This is a genomic window from Kitasatospora sp. NPDC089913 (assembly GCF_044748625.1).
Taxonomy (GTDB): domain Bacteria; phylum Actinomycetota; class Actinomycetes; order Streptomycetales; family Streptomycetaceae; genus Kitasatospora.
In genome coordinates this window covers 73,849-86,062 of record NZ_JBIVGI010000029.1, presented here as the reverse complement: position 1 = coordinate 86,062, position 12,214 = coordinate 73,849, and the positions used below count along the sequence as shown (strand labels likewise).

General features: G+C 77.4%; 10 protein-coding genes. 6 read left to right on the top strand and 4 right to left on the bottom strand.

Annotation, left to right across the window (positions count from 1 at the left end):
• Positions 1-160 precede the first annotated feature (160 nt).
• A complete protein-coding gene (locus tag ACIPYS_RS32815) occupies positions 161-607 on the top strand; it encodes a DUF4442 domain-containing protein (RefSeq protein ID WP_030394133.1) in 447 nt (148 codons plus the stop codon).
• Positions 608-878: 271 nt separating this feature from the next.
• Positions 879-1,895 carry a hypothetical protein gene (locus ACIPYS_RS32810; protein WP_400753075.1) on the top strand — a complete coding sequence of 339 codons (1,017 nt, stop codon included), beginning with the start codon at positions 879-881 and terminating at the stop codon, positions 1,893-1,895.
• A gap of 82 nt (positions 1,896-1,977) precedes the next feature.
• Here the strand turns inward: ACIPYS_RS32810 and ACIPYS_RS32805 are convergent, their stop codons facing one another.
• The 3 genes from ACIPYS_RS32805 to ACIPYS_RS32795 all read right to left on the bottom strand — a co-directional run bounded on the left by ACIPYS_RS32805 (position 1,978) and on the right by ACIPYS_RS32795 (position 4,347).
• Complete coding sequence (locus ACIPYS_RS32805) at positions 1,978-2,448, bottom strand: GNAT family N-acetyltransferase (protein WP_093862018.1); 471 nt, start codon at positions 2,446-2,448, stop codon at positions 1,978-1,980.
• 293 nt (positions 2,449-2,741) lie between these two features.
• Positions 2,742-3,671, bottom strand: coding sequence for a spermidine synthase (locus ACIPYS_RS32800; RefSeq protein ID WP_400753071.1), 930 nt, complete (start codon positions 3,669-3,671; stop codon positions 2,742-2,744).
• A 175-nt stretch (positions 3,672-3,846) separates the two neighbouring features.
• Entirely contained in the window at positions 3,847-4,347 is a 501-nt protein-coding gene (locus ACIPYS_RS32795; protein ID WP_400753068.1) for a hypothetical protein, read from the bottom strand.
• A 397-nt stretch (positions 4,348-4,744) separates the two neighbouring features.
• On the opposite strand from ACIPYS_RS32795, the gene ACIPYS_RS32790 reads away from it, so the two are divergent.
• Entirely contained in the window at positions 4,745-6,478 is a 1,734-nt protein-coding gene (locus tag ACIPYS_RS32790) for a hypothetical protein (RefSeq protein WP_400753065.1), read from the top strand.
• A 173-nt stretch (positions 6,479-6,651) separates the two neighbouring features.
• Here ACIPYS_RS32790 and ACIPYS_RS32785 read toward each other — a convergent pair whose 3' ends face one another.
• Complete coding sequence (locus ACIPYS_RS32785; RefSeq protein WP_093862016.1) at positions 6,652-7,308, bottom strand: histidine phosphatase family protein; 657 nt, start codon at positions 7,306-7,308, stop codon at positions 6,652-6,654.
• A gap of 322 nt (positions 7,309-7,630) precedes the next feature.
• Here ACIPYS_RS32785 and ACIPYS_RS32780 point away from each other — a divergent pair, with 322 nt between their 5' ends.
• The 3 genes from ACIPYS_RS32780 to ACIPYS_RS32770 are packed head-to-tail and all read left to right on the top strand — an operon-like array spanning position 7,631 to position 12,068.
• Positions 7,631-8,956 (top strand): hypothetical protein, encoded by a 1,326-nt coding sequence (locus ACIPYS_RS32780; RefSeq protein WP_400753062.1) that lies wholly within the window; start codon positions 7,631-7,633, stop codon positions 8,954-8,956.
• Positions 8,953-10,614 carry a hypothetical protein gene (locus tag ACIPYS_RS32775; RefSeq protein ID WP_400753060.1) on the top strand — a complete coding sequence of 554 codons (1,662 nt, stop codon included), beginning with the start codon at positions 8,953-8,955 and terminating at the stop codon, positions 10,612-10,614. Before ACIPYS_RS32780 ends, ACIPYS_RS32775 begins: the two co-directional genes overlap by 4 nt.
• Before the next feature lie 8 nt (positions 10,615-10,622).
• The gene (locus ACIPYS_RS32770) at positions 10,623-12,068 is read left to right on the top strand and encodes an AAA family ATPase (protein WP_093865113.1); all 1,446 of its coding nucleotides are present in this window, start codon (positions 10,623-10,625) and stop codon (positions 12,066-12,068) included.
• Positions 12,069-12,214: the final 146 nt, after the last annotated feature.

Here is a 12,214-nt window from a genome sequence, read left to right as displayed (position 1 = left end):
GTTTCGTCAAGAGACCGGCCCCCGGGGCTTTTTCGCGTTCCCTCACATCCGCAGCGAGGCCGGGGGCTGTGCGACGCGGACCGCACCGTGGCCCGCGTCTCATCTTTTTCCCCGGTCACAGGCCTGCCGCCGAAAGCTACCGGCTAGTAACGTTGCCGCCATGACGACACCTTCGATCGGCCAGCTGCTCGACTCCACCGTGCCGATGGCGCGGACCCTCAAGCTGGAGTACCTGGAGACCTCCCCCGAGCGTGCCGTGCTCCGGCTGCCGGACCAGCCCGAGTACCACAACCACGTGGGCGGCCCGCACGCCGGCGCGATGTTCACCCTCGCCGAGTCGGCCAGCGGCTGCATCGTCCTGGCCGCGTTCGGCGACCAGCTCTCGCGCGCGGTGCCGCTCGCGGTGAGCGCCGAGATCGCCTACAAGAAGCTCGCCATGGGCGTCGTCACGGCCACCGCGGTGCTCGGCCGGCCCGCCGCCGAGATCGTCGCCGAGCTGGACAAGGGCGAGCGCCCCGAGTTCCCGGTGACCGTCGAGATCACCCGCGCCGACGGCGCCGTGACCGGCGTCATGACGGTGATCTGGACGCTGCGTCCGAACTCCTGAGCACCGGCACCACCTGACCGCCGGGCCGGGAACGGGCCCGGCGGACACCGGAGGCGAGCACGGCGGACGCACCGCACGGGCGGGGGCGGCGCGGATCGCGATGACCGTCCGTGACGGTGCGGCCGTGACCTCACGGCCCGTCCGCTCGTTGTCGATCCACGTGCGAGCCAATCACGCGACCAGTGGCCCGGAACCCGCCCGACGGCCCGTCGGCGGCCGGTGGCGGTCGGCCGGGTGGCGTACGGCCGGTCTGCGGACGGCCCGGGGGTGGTTGCCGGGCCCCCGGGCCGTGGCGGCCGGCGGGGCCCTGCTCGCGCAGCTCTGGGGGTTCGGCGCCCCCGGCGCCTGTGCGGTCGGCGCCGAGGCGCTCCCGGAACCCGCCAGCCGGACCGTCGGCCGGACGCTGTCCGGCGGCGGGGCACCGGCCGCAGGAGCGTCGACCGGACCGTCGACCGCGCTCCCGGGCGGAGTCCGGGGCGGTGGTGCCGCGGACGGCGGTACGCCCGGCACCGCGCCCGGTCCGGGGCCGACGCCCGCTCCCAGGCTCCCGTCCGGCTCACCCGGCCCCTCCCCCACCCCCGGCCCGGCTCCCGGGCCGGCCCTGCCGGGACAGGACCCGACCGCCGGACTGATCGACCGGATCACCGGCCCGGCTCCCACGGACGCGTCCGGGGCGGACGGCACGAGCACCGGCCTCACCACCGGCGGCGCCGTACCCGAGCTGGACGGCGCGACAGCCGTCGTCGGCAGCGCGCTCCAGGACCGGATCCGGGCCGGCGGGCTCCCGCTGCCGGGGCAACGGGCGGCCGTGCCGGACGCGTTCGCGATCGCCTCCGGACTGCTCGGCACGGTGCCCGCCCAGGCCCGCCCGGCCGAGGCGCGCGCGACCCGCGGCGAGGCGGCCGCCGGTCCGGCCGGCGGCTCCGCCCGGACCGGCGGGAGCGCCGGAACCGGGCGGTCCGACGGCGACCAGCGCCACCCCGCCGCCCCGCCCCCGGCTCCCGCCTCGTCGGACCGGCCCCAGTACCCCGCCCCCGGGCATCCGGGCAGCAGCGGCACCGGCGGCAGCCCGGCGGCCGGACCCGCACCCGGTCGGCCCGCCGACGGCACCCCGGCGTTGGCCGAGGCCGCCCCGGCCACCCCTCGGGCCGCCACCACGACGGCCGTGGTCACCGTCGCACACGATGCCGCGGGCACCGCGACCGCCGTCCTGGCCCCGATCGCGGCCGGGCTGGCCCTGACCGCCGCCGCGATGTACAAGCACCGGGGCCTGCCGAAGGGACACTGAGCACGGCCGGCGGGGCCAGGACCGGGGCCGGGGGCAGGACCGCGGGACGCCCCGCGCCCGACCGCCCCCCGGCCCGTGCCGGTCAGCGCCCGGGGGCCGCTCCGGTCAAGTGCAGGGTGAGGACCGGCAGTTCCCGGCCCGGGATGGAGCCGGACGCGACGGTACCGGTACGGACCGCACCCACGGCCAGGTAGAACGGCTCGGCGTTCGGGTCGGACTCGACGACGATCCGGCTGAAGCCCAGGGCAGCGGCCTCCGCGCACAGGTGCTCCACCAGTCGGCGGCCGATCCCCCGGCCGACGGCGTCCGGTTCGACGAAGAGCATGTCCATCTCGCCCTCCGGCGGCACCCCGGTGAGGGTGACGAAACCCAGCACCCGACCGTCGTCCTCGGCGACGGTCGTGCGGTCGGCCTCGATCTGCCCGGGATCCAGGGTGAGTTCGGCCCGGCAGGCTTCCATGAAGGCGGCGTCGTAGCCGAGATGGGCCTTGGATCGCAGGGCCAGCGCACTGAGTGCCGCCGCCTCGCTGGGTCGGGCCGGTCGGATCGGCATGACGTGCGCCCCTCCTGGTCGGGTCGGCGCGACCGGGTCCGCGCCGCGCCGGTCCCATTCTCGGCGGCCCGACGGCGTGACGGCCAATTGGGCGTCAGGCCAACTGTGCGCCAAGCCAATTGGACATCGGCCCAACTGTGCGGAACAGTCAATTGGGCATCAGACCAATTGACTGTCAGCACAATTGGCCAATTGCCCAATAAAACGCCGCGCGACCGGAAGTCGGGCCGAACAGGACCCGGCCCGGCCGAACAGGAGGGCGGCAGCAACCCGTCCGGCAACGCCGCCGCGCCCTACCGGAAGACACCCGGGGGCGGGGCCGGGGACGGAGCGGCGGCAGCGTCCGTCACCGGAGCCGCCCCGGCGGCGAAGTCGGCCAGGGCACGGCCGTGCTCGACCCGGCCGATGGCCGCGTCGGAGGCCACCCGGCGGGTGAGGTCGGCCAGCGGGAGCGGGGTGTGCGCGGCGGCCAGGATCAGATTGCCGAACCGCTTGCCGCGCAGCACCGCCGGGTCGGCGACCAGGCAGAGTTCGGGGAAGACGGCACCCAGGGTGGCCACCTGGGAACGGGCAAACGCCAGCGTCGAGCCGTCGGCGATGTTGACGGCGTACCAGCCGCCGGGGGCCAGGGCGCGCGCGGCCAGCGCCGTGAACTCGACGGTGGTGCAGTGGGCGGGCACCCGGGCGCCGGAGAAGACGTCGGCGATCACCAGGTCCACGCCGCCCTCTGGGGTGCGCTCCAGCACGACGCGGGCGTCGGCGCCGCGCACCTTGACCTGCCAGCCGCGCTCCAGCGGGAGTTCGGTGCGGACCAGGTCGGTGAGCGCGGTGTCGATCTCCGCGACCTGCTGGCGCGAGCGCGGTCGGGTGGCGGCGACGTAGCGGGCCAGGGTGAGGGCGCCGCCGCCGAGATGGAGGACGGTGAGCGGACGGCCGGGCGGGGCGACCAGGTCGACCAGGTGGCCGAGCCGGCGCTGGTACTCGAAGCCCAGGTGGGTCGGGTCGGCGAGGTCCACCAGCGACTGCGGCGCGCCGTCGACCAGCAGGGACCAGGCGGCGGGGCGGTCACGGTCGGGACGGAGCTCGGCGAGGCCGGAGTCGACGGCACGGGTGAGCGGCCCCTGCGCGTGGGTGCGGCCCCCGGGGCCGGTGGCGGCCGGGTCGTCCGCGGCGGCGGTGCGGCCCCGCTCCGTGGTGCGGCCGGCTCGGTTGCTTCGTCCCATACCGGCCATTATCGCCGCCCCTCGGCACGGTCGGCAGCGACCCCGGCGCCGACGGCAGCGCCCCGGCAAGGGTCGGCATCACCCCAGGAACGGTCGGCAACGCCCCCGGAACGATCGGCAACAGCTTCAGAACGGGCAGCGAGCGGCCCGGAACCCGGAACGGACGACGGCGGCCTCAGAACGGCCCGAGGCCGCCCGCGGTGAGGGTGCAGGCGGCCTCGCAGAGCGCCGAGCGGAGGACCCAGGCGTCGGTGGGACGGGCGGCGCAGTCGGCGCCGGCCGGGGGCATCACCCAGCGCGGGTCCGTGGCGGGCGGCAGCTGGGCACCCGCGGTACAGGAGCTGCCGGGAAGGTGCCAGGTCGCCGAGGTCCCGGCCGGGACGAGGAAGGAGACCGTGGCGCCGTTGCGGCTCTGCAGGACGGCACCGCAGGCCCGCCGCAGGCGCAGGATGTCGACCGCCTCCAGCCCGTGCCGCAGGGCGACGGTCACGGTGTCGTGGGCGGCGGCCGGGGCGCGGTCCCGGTCGCCGGCCGGACGGCGGGAGGGGCCGCCGCCGGACAGCGGCCGGGCGGAGCCGCGGTCGTCGGCGGACTCGGGCAGCAGGGCGGGGGCGGCGGCGGCCGGCATTCCTCCGGCGACCAGGCGGCGGTACTGCGGTACTCCAGTGGCCGGCATCGGCCCTCCTGTCACCTCGTCGGGGGTGGAAGCCGCGCCGCCCGGCGTGGGGGGGGTGCCGCTGGGGCTGCCACCGGGGGGTGCGGCAGGGACGGCGGACGGGGCTTCCACGTAACAGCACAACGCCGGGCGGGCCCCGGAGGCCACGGGGCGCCCTACAGCAAGGCATGGCATTTCATGGCGGATCCCGGCAACTATGCCCGGTTTGCCCGCAATTGGTGGCACATCATCCCCCAACGCACTGTGGCCGAGCAGTGACTCCGGGTACTGTCGTGCCGCGCCCGGCGGTCCGTCGGGCCACCGACAACGCCCCGGCGGACCCGTTCGCGGCCGGGCGCCCCGCGCCCCACCGCCGCCCGACCCCGCACCACCACCCCGCACCACCACGGAGCGCACCATGGCAGCCACCCCACCGGCCGAGCCGAACCGCCCGTCGCCCAACACCGTGATGCGCGCCCTGCGCGGCGACCGCTCACCGGGCGAGTTCGCCATGACGGTGCGCCGGGCGGCCCGTGAGATCGGCGAGCACGTCTCCTGCGACGCGCGGTACGTCGGACGGGTCGAGTCCGGCGAGATCCGCTGCCCCAACTACGCGTACGAGCGGGTGTTCCGGCACATGTGGCCGGAACGGTCGCTCGCCGAACTGGGCTTCGCCCCCCGTACCGCCGTCCGGCGCCGCTCGACGGACGGCGGCACGGGGGGCGGGGGCGACGGCCGCTCCCGGCCCGACGGCACGACCGGCCCCGAACGGGAACCCGGGCCGGACCCCGGACACCGCCCGGGCCGGTCCGCCGCACCGGACGGCGGACCGCCACCGCTCCTCCACCCCCCGTTCCCGCCCCTGCCCGCCCCCCGCTCTCCGCTCTCCACCCGACTCCCGTACGCTGCCTGGCCGTACGCGGAACCGCCCGCACCGGAAGGGCCCCCGGTACCGCGGTCCGCGACGGCGCCCGGGGGGTCCGCCGAACCGCACCATCCCGACGAGGAGAACGACGACGTGCGTCGCCGTACGTTCCTGGCCGGCGGCCCCGCCGCGCTGGCCACCGTGATCGGCATCGACCGGCCCGCCCCGGCCGCCGCAGCCGCCGCGGCCGATGCCCCCCGCACGGCGGGCGGCCACCCGGTCCCGGGCCCCCGCCCCGGCGACGGCGTCGTCCCCGCCGATCGCGTCGCCCCCGGCAACGGCTTCGTGCCCGGCCGGCCCCGAGCCGTCCCGCCGCCCCGCAAGGTCGGCACGGCCGAGGTGCTGGGCGTCGAACAGGCCGTCCGGGACATCCGGTTGGCCGACGACGCGCACGGCGCCGACGCGCTGTTCGAGCAGGCGGGCCGCTCACTGCGGGCCGCCTACGTCCTGCTCGACGCGTGCGAGTACTCCACCGAGACCGAGCGCAGGCTCCAGGCCGGCGCCGGCGAACTGGCCGTCTCGGTCGGCTGGTTGGCCCACGACTCGAACCGGCTCGCGGACGCCCGCTCGTACTACGCCGAGGCGCTGGCCACCGCGCGGATGGCCGGGGACGCCGCACTGGAGGCGCATGTCTTCTGCAACAGCGCCTTCCTCGCCCGCGACGCCGGCCGGCCCCGGGAGGCGCTGCGCGCGGCCCAGGCCGGGCAGTCCGCCGCCCGGGCGCTCGGCTCGGACCGGCTGCTCGCCCTGCTCGCGATGCGCGAGGCCGGCGGCTGGGCGCTGCTGCAGGACCGCGCCGCCTGCGAGCGGGCGGTCACCCGGGCCTGCCGGCACTTCGACCGGGGCCCGTCCGGGACCGACCCGGAGTGGATGTCCTTCTTCGGCGAGGCCGAACTCGCCGGGCTGCAGGCCCAGTGCTGGTCCGCCCTCGGGGACTGGGAGCGGGCGAGCGAGCGGGCCGGGCTGGCCATAGCGCTCCAGCAGCCGCACTTCGTCCGCAACCGGGTGCTGTACACCGCCGAACTCGCCCACGACCGGCTCGGCCGCGGTGATCTGGCGGGCGCGGCCGAGCACGGCTCGGCCGCCGTGGCACTGTTCGACGACGTGCGCTCGGCGCGGATCCGCTCGATGCTCGCGGACACCGCGCAGCGGCTGCGGCAGCACCGGCGGGTGCCGGAGGTCGGGCGCTTCCTGGACGCGTACGGCGCGGCGACGGCGGCCGCCTGACACCCGGCCCGCCCGCCGCGGCCCGGCCCGGCCCGCCGTCCGCCACCCCCTCGGGACCGGAGCGACGCACCGGAACGACGGACCAGCAGGACGGACCTGAGCGAGGACCGGGACGACGGACCGGGACGACGGACCGCCCGGACCGCCCGGGCCGCCCGGGCCGCTGCCCGGGGTCAGGACCCGTGCGTGAGGGTCTCCAGGTGGCCCTGGTCGTTCCAGAGCTCGACCGCCGGGGCTCCGTACTCCCAGGAGAGGATGCAGAGCGCGGCCGTGCCGAGCTTGAACCGCTGGGCGAACTCGGGCGGCAGGCCCAGCCAGCGGGCGGTCAGGATGCGCAGCAGGTGGCCGTGGGCGAAGAGCACCACGTCGCGGTCGGCGCAGTGCATGACGGTGGTGTCCGGCTCCGGCACGCCGTGCTCGTCGTTGAGGTCGGCGAGCAGGGCGTCGACCCGGGCGGCGACGTCGGAGAGCTTCTCGCCGCCGGGGACGCCGTCGCGCCAGATCAGCCAGCCGGGGTGGTCGGCGGCGCGGATGTCGGCGCCGGTGCGGCCCTCGTAGCTGCCGTAGTCCCACTCCATGAGCTCGGGGCGTTCGACCGCCCGGTCGCCGAGTCCGGCCAGCGCGCAGGTCTCCTTGGCGCGGTCGAGCGGACTGGTGAACACGAGGGCGTCGGGCAGGCCGTTCCAGGGCGCCGCGGCGAGGCGGACGCCGAGCGCCCTGGCCATGGCGCGGCCCTCCTCGGTGAGCGGGATGTCGGTGCGACCGGTGTGGCGGCCGGTCGCCGACCATTCGGTCTCACCGTGGCGGACCAGCAGGATTCGGGCGGGCATGGCAGGCTCCTCGCGATCGGGGCGGGTGTCGATGTCGGCCTCGCCATCGAGCACCGGCTTCCATGATCCCCCACCGGCGGGACGCCCACGATCCCGGCCTCCGGCTCCTGCGCCGTCGGGTCCGGCGCCGGGTCCGGCAGCGGACCCGACGGCCGCCCGTCGGCCGCCCGACAACCGCCCGACGACCGCTCCTCCGTCGCCCGACGGCCGCCCGTTCGCCCCCCTGGTGACCGCCCCTCCGTCCCCCCGGTGCCCGCCCGTTCGTCACCAACGGCCGGTTCCGGCCGGATTGTCGGAGCCGGATGCGACACTGGGCCGCACCATGAACGTCTCGACGAACGCCCCGCTCCGCGGGCCGGCGGAGCCGCTCGCCCAGCGGCTCGCCGAGCTGCGCGGACCGGCGCCGCAGCGCAGTCTGAACGCCCGCGCCCTCGCCGCCCTGGCTGCCAATCCCGGGTGCCACCGCCGCGCCGTACTGGACGCGGCCGGGGTGGACAAGACGGCGCTGGCCGCCCGTCTCGGCCGCCCCGCCCCCTTCGGCCGGTCTCCGCTCGCACTGGCGCGCGGCGTCGTGTTCGAGGCCCGGCTGAAGGAGAACGGCTACGCGGCGCTGCTGGAGCCGCTGCGCCGCCGGCTCGGGCCGGCCGGAGAGGACGGCCCGCTGCTCGTGCCGGACCTGCTGCGCTCCTCCGGTCCGGCCGTGCGGGCCGACCGGACGGCGGCGGCACTGGCGGAGGCGGCCGCCGAGGAGCACGCCTGGACACTCCTGGACCATCCGCTGCTGCGGCTGGACGTGGCCGGCTCGACCGCCTACCTGGAGCCGGACGCCGTCGTGGTGCACGGCGGCCGCTGCACCGTGGTCGAGATCAAGTCCTTCCCGGTGCTGGACGGCACCGCCGACCCGGGCAAGGTGGGCGCCGCCGCCCGGCAGGCGGCGGTCTACGTGCTGGCGCTCCAGGAGGCCGCGGCGGCACTGGCGGGGCGGACGGTGGATCCCGACCCCTACGCCGAGCAGCGGCTGCCGGGCAGCCCCCGGACGACCGTACTGCTCGTCTGCCCGGAGGACTTCGGCAGCCGGCCGACCGCCGTGCCGGTGGACGTCCGCCGCGAGCTGGCGACCACCCGCCGCCAGCTGAGCCGGATGACCGGCATCGAGCGGCTGCTGGCGGTGCTGCCGCCGGGGGCGGACTTCGACCTCTCCCCCGACGCGGACGGCGCCCCCGTCCGCTCCGCCGAGGAGCTGGAGAAGACGGTCGGGACGGTCCCGGCCGCGTACAGCCCGGACTGCCTGTCGACCTGCGAACTCGGCTTCCACTGCCGGGCCCAGGCCCGCTGCGGCGACCGGGTCGAGCAGCTCGGCCGGGGTGTCCGGGGGGAGCTGGGCAGCATCCGCACGGTGGGCGAGGCCCTGGCGGTGGCCCGGACCGGGCCCGTCGGCGACGGCGGCCGCCCCGGCGGCGAGCACGACGACAGCGACCACGACGACAACCAGGACAACGAGGACCGCCGCAACGAGGACCGCCGCAACGAGGACGGCGACGACGGCAGCGGCGCCGACGAGGCCGCGGCCCGGCTGGCCTACGCCGCCGCCCTGCGCGCCGAGGCGCTCGGCCGCCCCCACCCGGCCGGCCCGGAGGGCGGGCGATGAGCCTGCTGACCACCCTGGCCCGGCTGGAGGCCGTCCGCGGCGGCCGCGCCGAGCCGCTGGCCACCGTCCGCCACCGGCACCTGTCGGAGCGCCCGATGGTGCTCGTCCCGCTGACCTCCGCCGGGGAGGACGGCGCCCCGCTGGCCGTGCTGCTCGGCACCGACCGGGACGCGCCGGCGCTGCACATCGTGCCGCAGCCGCTCAACCGCACGCTGCGCTCCGAGTTCCTGGCCGACCTGGCCGCCGACCTGCTGCCCTACCTGGAGTCCTTCGGCGACGAGGTCGAGCTGATCGAGGGCTCCGAGAAGGACCCGGAGACCGGTGAGAAGTCCCCGGTGGTCCGCGAGCTGTGCGCGGACGCCCCGCAGCTGGTCGTGCCGAACACCGGCGGTGTGCGCCACCTGGCGCTGCTCGGCCGCTCGACCCGGTTCCGCCGCACCGCCGAGGACGAGGACCCGGGCCCGTTCCCGGCCCCGGCCCGGGTGCCGCTGCTCGGCCGCTGGCTGACCCACCTGGCCGAGCGTTCGGCCGTGCCCGGGTCCAGCCTGCTGCTGCCGATGACCGGGCTGCTCGCGCGGCACTGGGCCACCGGCCAGAGCCACCTCGAGGACCAGCACCTGGCCGCCCTGCTGGCCTGGCACGCCCCGCCCGAGGGGCAGACCGGCGCGGAGGCGGCCGAACGGGCCGAGACCGAGCGCAACGCCGAGGGCCGGCTGGTCCGCCCGCCGGCCGGTCCGACCACCGACCCGGTGTTCGACACCAAGGTGCTCGCCCCGGCGATCGCCCGCTACGACGCGGCCGCGACGGCCCTGCGCGAGGCCGAGGGCCCCGGCGGCGGGGACGTCGCGGCGGCCGCGGAGGCCGTCCGGGTCTCCGTCGACCGGCTGCGCGCCGTGCTGCGCGCGGAACTGCTGCCCGCCTGGCACGACGTCTGGCACGGCCTGGACCTGCTGCGGGCGCTGCCCCCGGCCGGCCACCTGGCCGAGCGCTGGACCGGCGACCGCTGGTCGTACACCGGCCACCGGGACCGGCTGGCGGCCGGGGAGCCCCCGCAGCCCCGGGTCGACGACGCCGTGACGGCCGCCCGCAAGCTCGCCCAGCGCGAACGCGAGCAGACCCGGCTGGACGTCCAGGAGGCGCTGGACGACCCGCTGGCGATGGCCGAGCACCGGCTCTCCGGGGAGGCGTTCAGCGGAGTGGTGACCGAGGTGGTACCGGACTACGACACCACCGGCCGCTCCCCCAAGCCGCGCCCGCTGGTGACGGTGCGCACCGGCGACCGCCCGCACGCCGACGCGGGCCGGGAGGTGCACCGGGTCCGGGCCGCGCCGGGTCCGGAGGCGGGGCCGGCGCCCGCTGCGCAGAAGGCGGTGATCGCCGCCGTCGACCCGGAGGCGGGCACCGTCACCGTGCGGGTGCTGTCCGGCATGGGGCGGAAGAAGGAGCCCGAGCCGGGGAGCCTGCCCGAGCCGGGCGAGCGGGTGACCTTCACCCTGTTCGAGCTGACGGTCCGGCAGGCCGCGCCGCTGCCCGATCCGGACGACACCCCGTGGACGCACGGCGGCCCGCCCGGGGCCGTCGTCACCGTGCTGCCGGCCGGCGCCGGCACCGACCCCGCCGCCGGCGCCGACAGCGGCGCCGCCGAGGACTGGGAGTGATCCGGCCGATGAGCAGCACCGAGCAGTCCTCCCGACCGTCCGACCCCGGCGACCCGGTCCCCGGCGCGGCCGCCGCCGACCTCGCCGACCCGGCCGATCTCGCCGACCCGACCCCCGGCGCGGCCGCCGACGCCGCGGTGGCCCGGATCCTGGAGGCGACCGTCCGCCCGGCCGTCGGCGCGCCGCGCGGCGTCGTCGTGGACTCGCCGCCCGGGGCCGGAAAGTCGACCCTGGTGGTGCGCGCCGCCCGGGAGCTGGTGGCCGCCGGGGAGCGGCTGATGATCGTCGCCCAGACCAACGGCCAGGTGGACGACCTGGTCGACCGGCTGGCCGCCAAGGCCCCCGACCTGACGATCGGCCGGCTGCACGCGGCGGACGCCCGCCCGGGCCCCGAGGTGCTGCGCCACGCCAACGTGACGCCCTCGGACAAGGTCGCCGAACTCGCCGAACTGGACGTGGTGATCTCCACCTCGGCCAAGTGGCAGTGGGTGCGGGCCGAGCAGCCGTGGCGGCACGCGATCGTCGACGAGGCGTACCAGATGCGCTCGGACGCGCTGCTGGCCGTGGCCCGGCTGTTCGAGCGGGCGCTGTTCGTCGGCGACCCGGGCCAGCTGGACCCGTTCACGGTGGTCGGCACCGAGCAGTGGGCGGGCCTGTCCTACGACCCCTCGGGCAGCGCGGTGGTCACCCTGCTCGCGCACAACCCGCAGATCCGGCCGCACCGGCTGCCGGTGTCCTGGCGGCTGCCGGCCAGCGCGGCGCCGCTGATCTCCGGCGCGTTCTACCCGTTCACACCGTTCCGGTCGGGCACCGGGCCCGGGGACCGGCGGCTGACCGCGGCGGTGCGGCCGGACGGTTCGGCCCTGGACGCGGCGATCGACCGGGCGGCCGAGCACGGCTGGGCCCTGCTGGAGCTGCCCGCCCGGCACACCGTGCGCACCGATCCGCAGGCGGTCGCGGCGGTCGCGGCGACGGTGCGGCGGCTGCTGGACCGGGGGCTGACCGCCCACTCCGAGCAGGGGTCGGCACCGCTCACGGCGGACCGGGTCGCGGTCGGCACGGCCCACCGGGACCAGGCGGCGGCCGTCCGGGCGGCGCTGGTCAAGGTCGGGGTGCCGGTGGACGGGGCGGCCGGCCCGGCGGTGACGGTGGACACCGCGAACCGGCTGCAGGGCCGGGAGTACGACGTCACGGTGGTGCTGCACCCGCTCTCCGGGCGGCCGGACGCGACGGCGTTCCATCTGGAGACCGGCCGGCTGTGCGTGCTCGCCTCCCGGCACCGGCACGCCTGCATCGTGGTGGCCCGGGCCGGGATCGCGGAGCTGCTGGACGAGCATCCGGCCACCGAACCGGTGCAGTTGGGTGTTCCGGTCGCCTTCCCCGACGGCTGGGAGGCCAATCACCGGGTGCTGCACCACCTGTCCGGGCACCGGGTGCGGCTGGGACGCTCCTGAGGCGCGGCGGCCCGGCCCGTCCGGCGCCGCCGAAGGGGTGCGGCCGGGGTGCGGCCAGGGTGCGGGCGGTCCTCGCCGAGGCACGGTGTGCCGACGACGGGCTGCCGTCGGGCCCGCTGCGGGCCTACTGCGCGCCCGCTGCGGGC

Bases quoted from the DNA above. Each gene is read 5' to 3' on its own strand.
- ACIPYS_RS32815 (WP_030394133.1), top strand. From the start codon at position 161: ATGACGACACCTTCGATCGGCCAGCTGCTCGACTCCACCGTGCCGATG.
- ACIPYS_RS32805 (WP_093862018.1), bottom strand. From the start codon at position 2,448: ATGCCGATCCGACCGGCCCGACCCAGCGAGGCGGCGGCACTCAGTGCG.
- ACIPYS_RS32800 (WP_400753071.1), bottom strand. From the start codon at position 3,671: ATGGGACGAAGCAACCGAGCCGGCCGCACCACGGAGCGGGGCCGCACC.
- ACIPYS_RS32795 (WP_400753068.1), bottom strand. From the start codon at position 4,347: ATGCCGGCCACTGGAGTACCGCAGTACCGCCGCCTGGTCGCCGGAGGA.
- ACIPYS_RS32790 (WP_400753065.1), top strand. From the start codon at position 4,745: ATGGCAGCCACCCCACCGGCCGAGCCGAACCGCCCGTCGCCCAACACC.
- ACIPYS_RS32785 (WP_093862016.1), bottom strand. From the start codon at position 7,308: ATGCCCGCCCGAATCCTGCTGGTCCGCCACGGTGAGACCGAATGGTCG.
- ACIPYS_RS32780 (WP_400753062.1), top strand. From the start codon at position 7,631: ATGAACGTCTCGACGAACGCCCCGCTCCGCGGGCCGGCGGAGCCGCTC.
- ACIPYS_RS32775 (WP_400753060.1), top strand. From the start codon at position 8,953: ATGAGCCTGCTGACCACCCTGGCCCGGCTGGAGGCCGTCCGCGGCGGC.
- ACIPYS_RS32770 (WP_093865113.1), top strand. From the start codon at position 10,623: ATGAGCAGCACCGAGCAGTCCTCCCGACCGTCCGACCCCGGCGACCCG.